The sequence below is a fragment of the Streptomyces sp. CNB091 genome, from assembly GCF_000377965.1.
Window position 1 is genome coordinate 324,817 of the sequence record NZ_KB898991.1, and the last position, 16,536, is coordinate 341,352.

At 71.9% G+C, this 16,536-nt stretch carries 4 protein-coding genes; 3 read left to right on the top strand and 1 reads right to left on the bottom strand.

Annotated features, from left to right (window positions below; all coding sequences use genetic code 11):
- Positions 1–99: 99 nt before the first annotated feature.
- A complete protein-coding gene (locus tag D581_RS0105415; RefSeq protein ID WP_486585802.1) occupies positions 100–2,163 on the bottom strand; it encodes a TPM domain-containing protein in 2,064 nt (687 codons plus the stop codon).
- Between the two features lie 514 nt (positions 2,164–2,677).
- On the opposite strand from D581_RS0105415, the gene D581_RS0105420 reads away from it, so the two are divergent.
- The 3 genes from D581_RS0105420 (at position 2,678) to D581_RS0105430 (ending at position 16,535) form a co-directional block, all read left to right on the top strand.
- The gene (locus D581_RS0105420; RefSeq protein ID WP_018956210.1) at positions 2,678–4,255 is read left to right on the top strand and encodes a glycosyltransferase; all 1,578 of its coding nucleotides are present in this window, start codon (positions 2,678–2,680) and stop codon (positions 4,253–4,255) included.
- Between the two features lie 8 nt (positions 4,256–4,263).
- Positions 4,264–5,793, top strand: coding sequence for a DUF6056 family protein (locus tag D581_RS0105425; protein WP_020679177.1), 1,530 nt, complete (start codon positions 4,264–4,266; stop codon positions 5,791–5,793).
- Positions 5,794–5,888: 95 nt separating this feature from the next.
- Positions 5,889–16,535 carry a LamG-like jellyroll fold domain-containing protein gene (locus D581_RS0105430; RefSeq protein WP_026290239.1) on the top strand — a complete coding sequence of 3,549 codons (10,647 nt, stop codon included), beginning with the start codon at positions 5,889–5,891 and terminating at the stop codon, positions 16,533–16,535.
- The last annotated feature ends 1 nt before the right edge of the window (position 16,536 follow it).

A 16,536-nucleotide genomic window follows, 5' to 3' on the forward strand; every position in this document is an offset into this window, starting at 1 on the left:
GGAGATCGAGACGGGTCAGGTCATGTGCTGGGGTCCACGAGACGGGTCATGTGCTGGGGTCCTGCCCTGCCGGTCGTTCGGACCTGCGCTGCCGGTCGTTCAGAAGCGGCCGCCACCGCCCCGGCGGCCCCGTGTTCCGCCCCCTCCGAAGCTGCCCGGCCCGCCCCCGAAACCGCCGGACCGGCCGCCGCCGAACCCTCCGCCGAAGCCGCCGCCCAGGCCCCCGCCCCGGCCGCCGCCCCCGAACAGCCCGCCGAGGAGGATGCCGCCGAGCACCGCCCCGCCCATGCCGCCGCCCCCGCCCTGCAGGGAGCCGGGACCCTGTATGCCGCCGAAGCCCCGGACGTCCTGCTCGGCCAGGCTCATCGCCTGCCCCGCCAGCGCGTCCGCCTGCCGCGCCTCGGCCAGCGCCCCCTGTGCGTCGGCGGCCGACAGCTCCCGGGCCCGCTCCCACCGCCGCTGCGCCTCCGCGAGCCGGGTACGGGCCTGGCTGCCGACCGCACCCCGGTGGGTCGTGATGTAGTCGGCCGCCGCCGCGATCGCGGACCGGGCGGTGAGCATCGCCTGATCGAGGAGGGAGCGGGCCTTCGCCTCGCCCCGCTCCTGGTCCCGGGCCCCCGCCAGCGCCTCGTCCAGGGCCGCGTCCGCCTCCTCCACCCGGCGCAGCGCGTCGATCGGGTCGTACGGTCCCGCGGCCGTCGCGGCCCGGACATCGCCGAGCACGGCCTCGGCGCGGGCGATCCGGCCGCGCAGATCGGCGGTCGAAGCGCCCTCGGCGGTGCCTTCGAGCAGCCCGCCCGCCTCCGCGAGGTCGGTCTCCGTCTCGGTCAGCGCGGCGGGCAGCCTCCGCGCGGCCTCGCCCAGCTCCGCCGCCCGCCGGTCCACCGAGTCCAGCAGCGTGCCCGCCTGGCCCACCGCGCCCTCGGCTCCCCGGATGTACACCGCGGCCCGGGCGTTGTCGCCGCCCTCGACCGCCGTACGGGCCTGCTCCACGGCCGAGGCCGCGAAGACGAGCCGGTCCTTCGCCTGCTCGACGTCGGCCGCCACGGGTGCGGCGGCGCCCTCCCCGTACCGCTCGCGCAGCTCGGCGGCGCCCGACTCGGCCGCCGCGACCCGCCCGGCGAGGTCGCGGTGCGTGGCGTCCACGGCGGCCAGGGCCTCCGGAGCGGTACGTTCCAGGGCGCGCAGCCGGTCGAAGTCCTCGGCGACCGTGTCCAGGCCCTCGTTCGCGGTCGCGCACCGCCGCAGGATCTCCTCCAGCATCCGGCGGCGGGTCGCGTCGTCCTCGGGGAAGGCGTCGTCGAGCTGCTGGCGCAACCGGAACGACCGCGTCAGCTCGTCCTTCGCCCGCGCGACCGCCTCGGTGAAGGGCTTCGCCGCATCCTCGCCGAACTGGGCCGTGGCGAAGCCGAGTTCCTCCTCGCTGGTGCGCACCGCGTCGTCGGTGTCCACCAGCACCTCCTTGGCCTGCCCGTCCAGCTCCGGCAGCGGCGTCGGCGGCCCCGGCGCACCGCCCGCCCCCGCGCCCCGGCCCCAGCCGGTGGCCGCCGGGGTGGTACGGGTCGTCGTGCGCCGTCTGCGCCGGGCGTACGCGTAGGCCCCGACCGCGCCCACGCCCACCACGACGGCCACCGGCAGGACGAAGTCGCGGGCGCCGGTGGAGTCGGAACCGCCCGTTCCGGGGTCGGCGGGCCCCGGGGTGATGGCGGGGGCGGTCACCGGGCGTCCGGCCAGTGCGGAGCCGTAGCCGTCGGCCGCGCCGATCGCGGCCCCCGCCCAGTCGTTCTCCCGCAGCGCGGGTTCGATCGCGGTGCCCGCCACGTCCCGCAGCTGTTCGTCGGTGAGCGGGGAGCCGGCGTCGACGGAGTAGGCGTACTGCCGGTCGTGGGTGGCGACGGAGAGCAGCACGTCGTCCTGGCCCAGGCCGTTGCGGTCGGCGGTCTCGTCGCTCCACGTCTGTCCGGACCGGCCGGAGAAGTCACGTACGTACACCACGAAGAGCTGGACGCGCTCGTCGGCGTACAACCGGTCGAGTGCGTCCTCCACCTGCCCGGTCCGGTCGCCCAGCGCCCCCACCCGGTCGGTGATCTGCCCGTCCCGGGACAGTTCGACGGGGTCGTCGGCGCGGGCGGTCGCGGCGGCGGGGAGCACGAGCCAGCACACGGCGGACAGCGCGGCGAGGAGGCCGGCGAGAAGCCCGGCGGGCAGGCCGGTGCGGGGTGGTCCGGAGGGGGCCCCGGCGGGAGGTCCGGAGGGAGCCCCGGCGGGAGGTCCGGAGGGAGCCCCGGCGGGAGGTCCGGAGGGAGCCCCGGCGGGGGGCCCGGTGGGAGCCCCGGCGGGGGGTTCGGTGGACCGGCTGGGAAGCCGGGCCCGGCCGGGAAGCCAAGCGCTGCCGGGGGCGGTGCTCCGGAGCCGTGGCAGTCGAGGAGATATCACCTTTGCGAGGCTATGTGCGCTTTTTCGCCCCCGCGACCCGGCGTTCTGCCGACCCGCGTCGGCTGTTCGCATGAAAGGGCGCGGGAAAGAGGCACCCTCGCGCGTGTACGGAGAGACGGAGGCCGCCGCCCGTCGTCAGATGGGCGGACGTGGCGCGTTCCGGGGCCCGGTGCCGGAGGCCGACGGTGCCGCGCCGGGGAGACCCGGCACCCACGAGGGGCCCGAAGTCCGGAGGTGGCGTGTGACTGGCCTTCAGCTGTCGGTCGTCGTGCCGTGTTTCGACGAGGCCGAGGTGATCGAGGCCTTCCACACCGCGCTGGTCGGCGTCCTGGACCCCCTCGGGGACAGCTTCGAGATCTGTTACGTGGACGACGGCAGCCGGGACCGCACCCGCCTCCTGCTCAGCGCCCTCGCCGCGCGCGACCCACGGGTCCACTACACCGCCTTCAGCCGCAACTTCGGCAAGGAGGCCGCCATGCTCGCCGGCCTCCGCATGGCGCGGGGCGCCGCCGTGGTGATCATGGACGCCGACCTCCAGCACCCGCCCGAGCTGATCCCCCGCATGCTGGAACTGCACCGGCACGGCTACGACCAGGTCATCCCGCGCCGCGACCGCGCGGGCGAGGGCATGCTCCGCACCACCCTCAGCCACACCTACTACGCGCTCGTCCGCCGCTGCATGGACGTGGAGCTCATCGACGGCTCGGGGGACTTCCGGCTGCTGTCGCGGCGGGCCGTGGACAGCGTCCTGTCCCTCCCCGAGAGCAACCGCTTCTCCAAGGGGATCTTCTCCTGGATCGGCTTCGACACGGTCACCTTCCGCTACCGCAACAGCGAGCGGGCGGCGGGCCGGTCGAAATGGGGCAGCAGACGACTGCTGAACTACGGCATCGACGGACTGCTCTCCTTCAACAACCGGCCGCTCCGCCTCGCGATCTACACCGGCTTCTGGGTCTTCGTCTCGGCTCTGGTCTACGCCCTGTGGACGGTCGTGGGCGTCGTCCTGCACGGCGCGGACACCCCCGGTTACGCCACTCTCCTCACCGCCGTCGTCGCCCTCAGCGGCATCCAGCTGGTGACGCTCGGGGTCATCGGCGAGTACGTGGGCCGCATCTACCACGAGGCGAAGCACCGCCCGCCCTACGTCGTGCGGGAGACCGACGCGACCTGCGGGGCGCTGCCGGGCAGCCCGCCGCCGCGACCCCGTCTCACCGGAGACCCGGGCGAACGCGCCGCCACGCCAGGCCGGGTCGCCGAGACCGGTGCCCCCGCTCCGGCCGCGACCGCTTCCGCCGCCCCCGCCCCCGCCGCCGTGGCCGAAGCCCCCGCCCCCGCCGCCGGGACCGCCGCCCCCGGCCGGTCCCGTACCGTCCGCCAGTTCGGCAGCTTCGTCCTCATCGGCTGCGTGAACACCGCCGTCTACCTCGGGATCTACGCCTCGCTGAACCGCTGGATCCCCTACCTCACCGCCCACGTCATCGGCTACGCCGTCAGCATCGTCTGCTCGTTCCTGCTCAACTCCTACGTCACCTGCCGGACGAGGCCGACCTGGCACGGGTTCCTCCGTTATCCCCTCTCCAGCCTGGTCAACCTGGTGGCGTCCGGAGCGCTGCTCTACGGAGCGGTCAGCGGTCTCGGGATGGACAAAAACCTCGCCGCGCTGGCGGCGGGCGTTCTCGTCACCCCGGTCTCCTTCCTGCTGGCCCGGTGGGCGATCACCTCGGGCCGGGCCAGGACCGACGCCGTACCGCAGGCCGAACCGCTGCCCGGCCGTCCGACGCCCGAACCGCTGCCCACCCGCTCGTCCCAGGAGGGGTGACGTCCGCGATGTCCGACGACGTTCCCGTGACCGCCGCCCCGGAAAGACCCCGGAGGGGCGAGGGGACGCCGGACCCGGCCGGGCGCCCGGCGGACCGCCCCTGGACCGCCCTCTGGGGCACCGCCCTCGCGCTCCCGCCCCTCGCCCTGCTCGCCGCCGCCTCCTGGTTCGGGCGGTGGGTGCGGCCCGGCGCGGACGACTGGTGCTTCCTGCCCGCCGTACGGGACGACGGCATCAGCGGCCTCGTCGGGAAGTTCTACCTCGACGACAACGGGCGGGTCGCCAACGCCCTCCTGGTCGGCGCGTACGCGAAGTTCCAGGTCGCGGGACACCAGTGGTACCCCCTGGTCAGCGGGGTCCTGGTGCTCGCGGTCCTTTGGACGGTGGCCGTCCTGGCCCTGCGCCGGGCCCGGCTGCGCACCCCACGCGGGCTGCCGCTCCTGCTCGCGGCCCTGACCACCGCGCTTTTCCTGTTCGTCACGCCGAACACGTACAAGACGTTCTACTGGCCCGCCGCGTCCGTCTCGCACACGCTGCCGCCCGTCCTGGCCTGCGCCGCGCTGATCCCGTTCCTGCTCGCCCGATCCCGCCGGGGGCGGGCCCTCGCGCTCGCCGTCGCCGCGCTCATGGGCGCCTTCCTCGCCACGTTGTCCGAGGAGACGGCGATCGTCGTCGTGACGGTGCTCCTGACCGCGCTCCTGCTGTCCGGCCGCGTCGTTCCCGCCCCCGGCCGGGGGTTCGTCCGGCGCTGGTGCGCGGCGGGAATCGCCGGGACGGCGGCCGGGGCCGTCGTCCTCATCACCTCACCCGGCTCCACACGCCGCAGGGACCGGTTCGGCGCGGAGACCACCTCCCTGCTCGCCCCCGACTCCCTCACCGCGTCGCTGCGCGCGTTCGCCGAGATCGCCGTCACCGTGGCCACGACCTGGCAGTACGTCGGCGCGGTCGCGGCAGGCGTACTGCTGGGGCTGCTGTGCCGGCGGGCGGACGGGACACCGCCCCGCCCGCCCGCCAACTGGCCCCTGCTCACCGCCGCCGGAACGCTCGCGCTCCTCGTTTCCGGCTACCTCTGCACGGTCATCGCCTATCCGGTGTTCGGCGCCCGGGTCAGCGACCCGGGCGCCAACCGGCTGTGGAACGACTACCTCCTGCTGTACGTGATCCTGCTCGTCGGCGCGGGCGCCCTCCTCGGCCTGGGCCTGCGCCGCCTCACCCTCCGCACCGCCCCGGCGAAGGCGGTGTGCGCCGCGCTCTGCGTGCTGGTCTGCGCCGGCCCGGCCGTGGCGCTCACCCATCTGGACACCGCGATGCGGGCCCGGGCCGAGAAGTGGGACGCCCAGGACCGCCGGCTCCGCGAGGGGGCGGCGGCCGGGGAGCGGGTCCTGCCGTACGAGCGCCTGGTGATCAGCAACATGCTGGAGCCGTTCAGCCAGGGCGGGCGTTCGTACTGGCCCGGCGGGTGCGTCGCCGACTTCTACGGGCTCGACCGGGTCACGGACGGGGTCGCAGGACGCAGCGTCCAGAAAAATGTCCAATGATCACATGATCATCACGGAAAACTCGTAGATCTTGTCCAAGCGGAACCTCTTCTCATAGAACTCTCATGTTCTGGTGATCTGCGGGGGAGTTTTCTGTGCGTGCGTTGCGTCCGGTCGTTTTCGCTGTTGCCCTGGTGCTGACCGTGCTGGTGGGGACGGAGCGCGCCGCGGTCGCTTTCGACCGCACGGATGCTGTGCGCGTCCCCACGGGGGAGGCCCCTGACCAGGAATGGGGCTCGGCCGACGGGCGCAGCCACCGGGCCTCCACCGACGCCACCGACGCCACCGACGCCACGGACGCCACGGACGCCACGGTCCCCGGCGGGCGCGGCGAGCCCGTGGCCGCGCCGGGTGAACTTCCGCTCGACGGAGGTTCGGTCGAGCGGCGGCCGGAAGAGCGCGAAGTGATGCTGCCCGACCCGGGGCCGGTGGTGGAGGTGGACCCGCCCGACCCGGTGGCTCCCGCCGGATTCGATGCCGAGCGCAGTGTCGAGGTGGAGAGTGCGCGCAAGGAGCGGGAGTCCACCTTCCTCAACGACGACGGGACCTACACCACCCGCTTCTACAATGAGCCGGTCAACTTCCGTACGGGGAAAGGAACATGGCAGAAGACCGACTCCTCCCTCGTGCCCGCCGAGGACGCCGGCCCACGCACCATGAGCGGGAGTGACGAGGGCCCGGGCTGGCGGACCAGGTCCGCCGAGGCGCCGCTGACGTTCGCCCCGGACGCGGCGGCCGGCCCCGTGGTGCGGATGGAGCTGGATGACCAGCTGTCGGTTGGGTACGGCGTCGAGGACGCCCGGCCGTCCGGCGGTCGGGTGTCCGGCAGTGTCATCACGTATCCCGAGGTACACGAGGCCGCTGACCTGGAGTTCGTCGCGGGAAGCGGATCGCTCAAGGAGACGATGATCCTGCGGAGCAAGGACGCGCCGACGCGTTGGCGCTTCCCGCTCCATGTCCAGGGGCTCACCGCGAGCATCGCGGACCACGGCGGGGTGTCGTTCACCGACGCCCAGGGCGTCGAACAGGCGTGGATGCCCGCGGGCTGGATGGAGGACTCCCGGCGAGAGGACAACTCCGGTCAGGGAGAGATCTCCTCAGGGGTGCGGTTCAGCCTCGTGGAGGAGGGCGGCGGGCAGGTCCTGGTGGTCGATCTGGACGAGGAGTGGCTCCACGCGCCCGACCGGGTGTTCCCGGTCCGGGTGGACCCCTCGCTCAAGTCCGTCGCGGCGACCTCCGGTACGTACGTCCAGTCCCCCTACAACCAGAACTTCTCCAGTGACACGGTCCTCAAGACCGGCACCTACGACGGCGGCGGGCACAAGGCGGCCGCGTTCCTGCGGTTCTCCGGCCTGGAGACCACGCTCAAGAACGCCTGGGTGGTCAACGCCGGGCTGGCCCTCTACAACACCTACTCCTACTCCTGCACCGCCCGCCCGGTGACGGTCCACCCCATCACCTCGAACTGGGCCGAGTCGACCACGACCAAGTACCCCGGGCCCTCCACGGGTTCGGCCCTCGCCTCCAAGAGCTTTGCGCACGGCTGGCGGCCCTCGGGCCAGACCGCCTACCCCTGCGGCGGCGCCAAGTGGGAGTCGATCAAACTGGGTTCGGCCGGACGCAAGCTGGTGGACGACTGGACACACGGCCGGAAGAAGAACTACGGACTGGCCGTGAAGGCGTCGACGTCCGACTCCAAGGGCTGGAAGCAGTTCGGATCGGACGACTACCCCAACGGAAAGCCGAGCCTGGACGTCACCTGGACGCCCTACGGGGCGACCTACGGACTCGGGGACTTCACCGCTCCCGTCACCGCCAGCACCCAGGGCTCGATGAAGATCACGCTCACCAACCGGGGACAGGTGGCCTGGCCCAAGGGCGGCAACTACAAGCTGCGCTACAACCTGTACAACGCCGCGGGCACCGAGATCACCGACAGCGCGAAGATCGCCTACACGGAGATGCCGAGCGCGGTCGCGCCCGGGGCGAGCGTCACGGTGGACGCCAAGATCGCTCCGCTGGCCCCAGCCTCGTACACCATCGAGTGGACCATGACCGACCTCGGCGTCAGTCGCTTCACCTCGGCGGGCGTGCCCGGGGCGTCGATCAAGATATCCGCGGTCAACATACCGCCGAACCTGACAGCGACCTCCCCTCCCAGCGGTACGCCCGTCGACTCCCTCACCCCGGCGCTCTGGGCGAACGGCACCGACGCGGACCGCTACCCGAAGTCGGCGCTCCAGTACACCTTCGAAGTGTGCGAGATTGAAGGGAGCAACAGTCGCAAGAACTGCAAGAAGGGCACGCGGAGTACCAACCAGCGGTGGACGGTACCGGCCGGCTGGCTGTCCTGGGGCAAGACGTACGCCTGGTACGCCTACGTGTACGACGGCAGCGCGACGTCCGCCCTGCCGGGAGCGTCCCTCGTGACCACGACCGTCCCGCAGCCCGCGGTGACCAGCCACCTCGGCGGCGCCGACGGGACCGGTGAGATCGGCGCGCGGTCGGGTAACTACGTGACGGCCGCCACCGACGCCGCCGTGTCGACCGTAGGCCCCGAACTGTCCGTCACGCGTACCTACAACTCCCTGGACCCGCGCAGGATCAACGCCTTCGGCATCGGCTGGGCGACCCGCTGGGACATGAGGCTGGTCCAGGAATCCGCCGCCGGCACCGTCCTGATCACGCACGCCGACGGCTCGCAGGCACGGTTCGGCCGCAACCCCGACGGCACCCTCGCCGGACCTTCGGGCAGCACCACCGACCTCGTCGCCGACTCGTCCGGCTGGCTGCTGCGTCAGCGCACGGGAACGACACTGCGATTCGACACCACGGGCCTGTTGACGTCGGTCACCGACGGTGCGGGCCGGGCCCAGATCCTCACGTACTCCGGTGTCGGCAGCAGCCGCACCCTGAGCAAGGTCACGGACCAGCTCTCGGGCCGGTCCCTTCACTTCACCTGGGCCGGCGGCCGGATCGGCTCGGTGACCACCAGCCCGGTGGGGCCGGGGACACCGGGGCTCACGTGGACCTACAGCTACACGGGCGACCGTCTGACCAAGGCGTGCCCGCCCACCTCCACGTCGCGCTGCACCGTCTACACCTATGAGGACGGATCGCTGTACCACTCCATGGTGCTCGACGCGAGCCCCGAGTCCTACTGGCCCCTCGGCGAGGCGGACGGCTCCACCGCACGCAGCGGCGCGCCCTCCCGTTCCGGCCTCAACGACGCCCTCTACCAGGACGTCACCCTGGGAGCCGGGCCCGCGATCGCGGGAACGAGTGACTCCGCGGCATCGTTCGACGGCCAGGACTCGGTCATCGAACTTCCCGAACAGGCACTGGAGTCGTCCGACGTCCTCACGGTGGAGCTCTGGTTCAGGACCACTTCGTCCGGGGTGCTCGCGACCCTCCAGGACGCCGGGGCGGGGTCGCGGCCCAACCGGTACAGCCCCTTCCTCAACGTCGACGGCGCGGGAAAACTGCGCGGCCAGTTCTACACCGTGGAGCACGGGGGCACGAAGCCGATCGTCTCCACGAACACCGTGACCGACAACGCCTGGCACCACGCCGTGCTGACCAGCCAGGGCACCACGCAGACGCTCTACCTGGACGGGGCCAAGGTCGGAAGCCTCGCCGGAACCGTGAGCATGCGCGACAACCAGACCGCCCTTCTCGGCGCGGGCTGGGGCAACGAGGGCTGGATGGGCGTGGCCGCGGGCACGCACCGCCTCAACGGCTCCCTGGACGAAGTGGCCGTCTACGGACATCCGTTGGACGCGGCCACCGTCAAGGACCACTTCGCGGCGCGGACGGCCTCCGGACGCGTCACCGAGGTGACGCTGCCCTCCGGCAGGACCCACGCCGCCGCCGTCTACGACACGGCCACCGGACGACTGACCGAGCACACCGACAAGAACGGCGGGACGTGGAAGGTATCCGCTCCCGAGTTCTCCGCCGGCTCCGTCTCCTACGCCGACGAGGTGCGCGCCTTCGCCCCCGAGGGCTACTGGCGGCTCGGCGAGGCCACCGGCTCCAAAGCGGTGAGCACGGTCGGCGACGGGTCCGAAGGCTCGTACGGACCCGGTGTCTCCCTGGGCTCGGCAGGCGTCTTCGCCGACGGTGACGACACCGCCGTCACCTTCGACGGCGGAGCCGACTCGTACGTCCAGCTGCCGAACGACCTCCCCACCAGCCCGAACACCCCCACCATCGAGATGTGGTTCAGGACCGCCAAGTCCGGCGTCCTGCTCGGGCTGCAGAACGCCGAGCTGGGCGAGACCCCGACCTCGTGGCGGCCGGTGCTGAACATCGACACCGCCGGGAAGCTGCGGGGCGAGTGGTACCTGGCCGGGAACCCGGGCGCGGACCCGATCACCTCGACCACGTCGGTGACCGACAACCGGTGGCACCACGTCGTGCTCGCCGGAGCCGTGAACCAGCAGTCCCTCTACCTGGACGGTGAGCTGGTCGGCTCGAAGGCCGGCACGATCTCCGACCAGGGCCGGCCCTTCGCCTACCTCGGCGCCGGCCACGCCAGCTCCGGCTGGATGGGCGTACCGAGCGGCACGTACCACTTCACCGGTCAGATGGACGAGGTCGCGCTGTACGAGCGGACCATGAGCGCGGCAACGGTGAAGAAGCACTTCGCCGCCCGTTCGGCTCTGATCGCCGGCGACGGCACGCACTACCGCGGGCAGATCGTCGGGGACGGGCCGACGGCGTACTGGCCGCTGGACGAGGGCAAGGGCGCGACCACCGCCGTCAGCAGGGTCACGGCCGCCGGGGGCGACGGCACCTACACGGGCGCGGGCCCCGGTGCCACCGGCATCTTTGGTGTCGGCGACGGCCAGGCGGTGCAGCTGTCCGGAAACGGCGCGGTCTCGGTGCCCGGTGACCTGCTCGCCGGAACCACCGACCTCACCGCCGAACTGTGGTTCAACACGACGAAGCCCGGAGTGCTGCTCGGCTTTCAGAACGCCAAGCTCGGTGACGTCCCGACCTCCTGGCGCCCCGCGCTCAACATCGACGAGGCCGGGAAGCTGCGGGGCGAGTGGTATCCGACGGGCAGCCCGGGGGCGAAACCGATCACCTCCACCCAATCGGTCACCGACGGCAAGTGGCACCACGTCGTGCTCACCGGAGCGAGCACCACACAGTCCCTGTACCTGGACGGAGTGCTCGTGGGCAGTCTGGCCGGCACGATCTCCCCCCAAGCGCGGGCCTACTCCTATCTCGGCGCCGGCTACGCCAGCTCCGGCTGGATGGGCGTGCCGAGCGGCACCTACCACTTCACCGGCCGCATCGACGAAGCCGCCTTCTACCGGAAGGCCCTGACGGCGGACCAGGTCGCGGACCACTACCAGGCGCGTCAGCGCTCGGGACTCTCCTCGCTGGCCGCCACGATCAACGTGACCGACCCCCTCGGCAACACCGTGCGCACCTCGTACGACGCGCTCAAGGGCATGCGGCCCACCGCCGTCACCGACTCCGCGGGAGCCACGACCACTTATCGCTACGACACCGGCGGGTTCCGGCACACCGTGACCGACCCCAACGGCCACTCGACCATCACCGGCCACGACGAGCGCGGCAACACCGTCACCCGCACGGTGTGCCGTGACGCCGACTCCTGCTGGACCACCTTCACCGACCACCACCTCAACCCGGACGACGCACTCGACCCGCGGAACGACAAGCCCGTCGCCGTACGCGACCCACGCTCCAGCGGCCCCGACGACAACCGCTACCGGACGACGCAGACGTACACCGCGCTCGGCCTGCCCAGCACCACGACGCTCGCCGACGCGCGCAGCAGTACCACCACCTACACCACCGGAACGGAACCGGCCGTCGGCGGCGGCACCACCCCGGCGGGGCTGGTCGCCAGGAAGACCACCCCCGGCGGCGCGGTCACGTCCCACCAGTACTTCGCCACCGGAAGCCTTGCGCGCATCGTCTCGCCGTCGGGTCTGACGACCGAGTTCACCTACGACGGTCTGGGCCGTAAGGTCGCGGAGAAACAGATATCCGACGCCTTCCCCGACGGGGTCACCACCACGTTCGCCCACGACGAGATGTCGCGGATCGTCTCCGAGTCCGGTGTCGGCGTGAAGAACGAACTCACCGGCCGCACGCACACCGCGGAGATCGCCAGGACCTACGACCCGGACGGAAACCTGCTCAGCGAGTCCGTGAAGGACACCTCCGGCGGCGACGCCCCGCGGACCACCGGCTACCACTACGACAGCCACGGCCGGAACGACACCGTCACCGACGCGGAGGGCAACGTCACGACGTCCACCCACGACGCCCTGGGACGGGTGACCGGCACGACCGACCCCGTGGGCACCCGCCACACCTACGCCTACACACCGCAGGGCCGCCACGCGGAGACCGTCCTGAAGGACTGGACCGGTGCGCCCGGCGACGGGGCCCGGGACCTGGTCCTGCTCTCCAACGCCTACGACCCGGCGGGCCGCCTGGCCTCCTCGACGGACGCCATGGGCGCCACCACCGCCTTCACCTACTTCGACGACGGCCTCCTGGCGACGAGCACGGCCCGCCAGGTCACCCAAGCCGACGGCAGCAGACGCGACATCACCCTGGAGGCCAACGGCTACGACGGCGCGGGCCATCTGACGCGCCAGGTCACCGGCGGTGGCCGCACCACGGTGAACCACACCGTGGACGCCACGGGACGGGTCACCCGCACCGTGCTCGACCCGGACGACCTCAACCGGATCACGGACATCGAGTACGACGACGACGACCGGGTCACCAAGGAGAGCCGCCCCGTCGACGCGACCGGCAAACGGCTGTCCATGACCGCCGCGTACGACGACGCCGGCAACGTCGTCCGCGAGGAGCTCACCGACGGCACGTCCACGCACATCACCACCGGCAGCTACGACCAGCGGGGGCTCGCCCTCACCACCGTCACACCGCGCGGCAACGCCGACGGCGTCGACCCCGCGGCGTACACCACCACCTACCGCCACGACGCGCTCGGACGGCTCGTCGAGACCCGCGCACCCGAGGTCTCCATCGAGGAGAAGGGCGGGGCGGCGACCACCACCCGGCCCGCCACCCTGACCGGCTACAACACCTTCGGCGAGGCGACCGACAGCCGCGACGCACGCGGAGCCGTCACCCGCACCACGGTGGACGGCCGCGGATCGCCCACCGCCGTGACCCTGCCCGACTACACCCCGCCGGGCGGGACGAAGCTCAGCGCCGTCAGCACGACCACCTACGACGCGCTCGGCAGGCCCGCCACGACGACCGACCCGCTCGGCCGCACCAGCCGCTACGCCTACGACCAGCTGGGCAACCTGATCTCCAGCACCGACCCCGTGGCCGGGTCCCTGCCCACCACCCTGGGCCAGGAGCCCTCCGGCCTGACGGGCACCGGCTCCACCGACCTCGACGGCGCCGGGGTCTCCGAGTTCACCTGGACCCCGACCGGCCTCCAGCTCTCGGCGACCGGCCCGACGGGGGCCCGGACCGAAGCCACGTACGACGAACTCGGCCGCCGCGTCACCGACACCGTCGTCGAGCGCTACCCGTCCCTCCAGAACCTGACCACCCGCTACGTCTGGGACGACGCGGGCAACCAGACCTCGGCCACCACCCCCGGCGGCCGTACCACGCGCGCCACGTACAACGCGGCGGGCGAACCCACGACGACGACCAACCCGGGCCAGGGCGTCACGAGGCTCGGCTACGACAGGCTCGGCCGCCAGACGCAGACGATCGACCCGACCGACCGGAGAAGCACCTTCACGTTCGACGCCCTCGGCAACACCACGGCCGCCGCCGACCACGGCACGGGGCAGAGCGTGCTGCGCACGGTGGCGGCGGAGTTCGACGCCGACGGCAACCGGACCGCGGGGGTCACAGCGACCCGGGCCCGCACCACGTACACCTTCGACGCCCTGGGACGCATGACCGAACAAGTCGAGCCCGTGAAGGACGGCACGTCCATCACGACGACGTTCGGCTACGACGCCCAGGGCAACCGGACCCGGCTGACGGACGGCCGCGGCAACTCCACCACGTACACGTTCACCCCCTGGAACCTGCCCGAATCCACGGTCGAACCCGCGACCCCCGCCCACCCGGCGCTCGCGGACCGCACCTGGACGACCGTCTACGACAAGGCGGGCCAGGACATCGCCGATCTCCTGCCCGGAGGCGTGGAGCGCCGCCGTGCCTTCGACGGACTCGGCCGCCTGGTCGAGGAGACCGGCACGGGCGCGGAGGCCGCCACGAACCGGCGCACCCTCGCCTACGACCTGGCCGGCCGGCTGACGGCGGCGGGCGGCGACCAGCCGTCGGCCCGGAACACGTACACCTACAACGACCGGGGACAGCTGCTCAGTGCCGCCGGAACCGGTGGCCAGGTCGGCTACGGCTACGACGCCGACGGCAACATGACCCAGCGGGTGGGAGCCGACGCGTCGTCGTCCTACGGCTACGACGACAGCGGCCGGATCGACTGGGTGTGGGACTCCATCAGCGACAGCGACATCCGGTACGACTTCGATGCCGCGGGCCGGCCGTTGCTGGAGGAGTACGCGGTGAAGCCCGAGGGATCCACGGAGTACGTGGCCACGGGCCGTCGGGACTACACGTACGACAGCCTGGGCCGCCTGGCGAGCGACCGGATCACGAACACGGACAAGTCGTCCGAGAAGGCGGGGATCTCCTACGCGTACGACCTCGACGACCTCCTGACCAAGAAGACGACGAGCGGGACAGCCGGGGCCGGCCAGAACACCTACGAGTACGACCGTTCCGGCCGGATGACCTCCTGGACCAGCGGCAGCACCACCACGGCCTACGGATGGGACGGCGCCGGCAACCGCATCACCGCGGGCGGGGCCACCGCCTCGTACGACGCACGCAACCGGCTGACCGGCGACGGCACCAACACCTACGACTACACCGCCCGCGGCACCCTCGAAACGGTCACCGGCGGCTCGGGGGCGCCGCGCGAGCTGACCTTCGACGCCTTCGAACGCAAGATCCGTGACGGCCAGGCGGCCTTCTCGTACGATTCGCTCGACCGCGTCGCCCGGCAGGGCGCCACCGCCTTCAGCTACGACGGCGGCTCGAACAACCTGCTCAGCGACGGCACCAGCGTCTACAGCCGGACTCCGCACGGCGCCCTGCTGGCCAGCAAACGGGGCACGGCAAGCGCGCAGTGGGCCATCACCGACCGCCACACCGACGTGGTCGCGGGCCTCTCACCGGACGGCAGCCAGGTCACCAGCTCCACCGCCTACGACCCCTTCGGCCAGGTCAGCGCCTCCAGCGGCACGACCACGGCCCTCGGCTTCCAGTCGGGGTGGACCGACGAGGCGTCGGGCGACGTGAACATGGCGTCGCGCTGGTACCAGCCGGGCACGGGCGGCTTCAGCTCCCGCGACACCTGGCAGCTCGACCCGACCCAGTCGGGCCAGCGGGCGAACCGCTACTCGTACGGCTTCGGCTCCCCGCAGAACGGCACCGACCCGAGCGGTCACGTCTTCCCCCTCGTGCTCGGCGCGGCCATCGGCTGGAAAGCGCTCGGCTGGGGCGTCTTCGGCACGGTCGCCGTGGGAGGCGGGGCCATGGTGCTCGACAAGCACCAGCGTGGTCAGGCCGCCGGCATGAGCAACAGCTACGTCCAGACCAACGTCTTCTCCCACAGCTACGCCCGCTCCATGGCCGACTCGCTCAGAGCCCAGGCCGGCCGGTTCAGCAGTACAAAGTCCCGGGGAAGCTCGGCGTCCAAGGGCGGCCGGTCCACGCCGTACCCGAGGTGGAACGCGGCGCCCCGCTACACCCCCCGCTACAACAACCCGGGCACAGGCGTCGCCCAGGCCGTCCGTGCCCCGGTACGTCCGCCGCGCCCGCCGATCGACCAGAACGTCAACAACGGCCCCAACCCCAAGCCCGCCGTCGACCGGCCGGCCCCCAAGCCCGACTGGGATCCGAGGAACGGCGGCTGGAAGCCGGGCGACGGCTGGGACATGATCGTCGGCGCGCTGGACATGCTGGGCCTGGTCAACAACGGCCAGTTCACGCCGGACCAGGCTCCGGACACCCACCCGGCGCCGGGCGCGGACCCCGGATCAGGGGGCGGCCGTGACAACTCGGGGGACTGCCGCGGGGCATGGGGCGGCTGGCGTGCATACGGCCCTGTGGACGCCCTGCACGGAAATCGGGCCACAGGTGTTGAGGCCTGCCTCGACGAGTCCTTCCTCGCTGCCAACCCCGGAACGAAAACCCAGACGTCGAAAATAGCCCCGCCCGGCTATACGTGGGCTGCCATCAACGCCTCGAACAACGGGAACCGTCCGGCCAAGTTCTGGCGCAATGCCTGCCACCTGCTGGGAAAGCAGTTGGGTGGCGACGGGCTTCGCTACGACAACCTGTCTACCTGTTCCCGATCAGCCAACGCGACTCCGATGGATCCGCGAGACCCGGGGCAGAGCCCGAACATGGTCTACTACGAGAACATGGTGAAGGACGCGATCGACAAGGGTAAGCAGGTCGTGCACTACAAGGTGACGCCCCTTTACGAAGGGAACAGGGTGGTTCCGACCGCCTTCCGCATGCAGGCGCGAGGCGTCACCGCCGGAGGTGCCCCGGGGATTCAGTTCGACGATGAAGTTCAGAACATCATGTACGGCGTGAATAGTGGTCGTTTTCAGAACCTCGGCAGAGCGGTTCCGGAAGGGTATGTGAAATGAC

Coding starts and splice junctions, on each gene's coding strand:
- D581_RS0105425 (WP_020679177.1), top strand. CDS start 4,264: ATGTCCGACGACGTTCCCGTGACCGCCGCCCCGGAAAGACCCCGGAGG.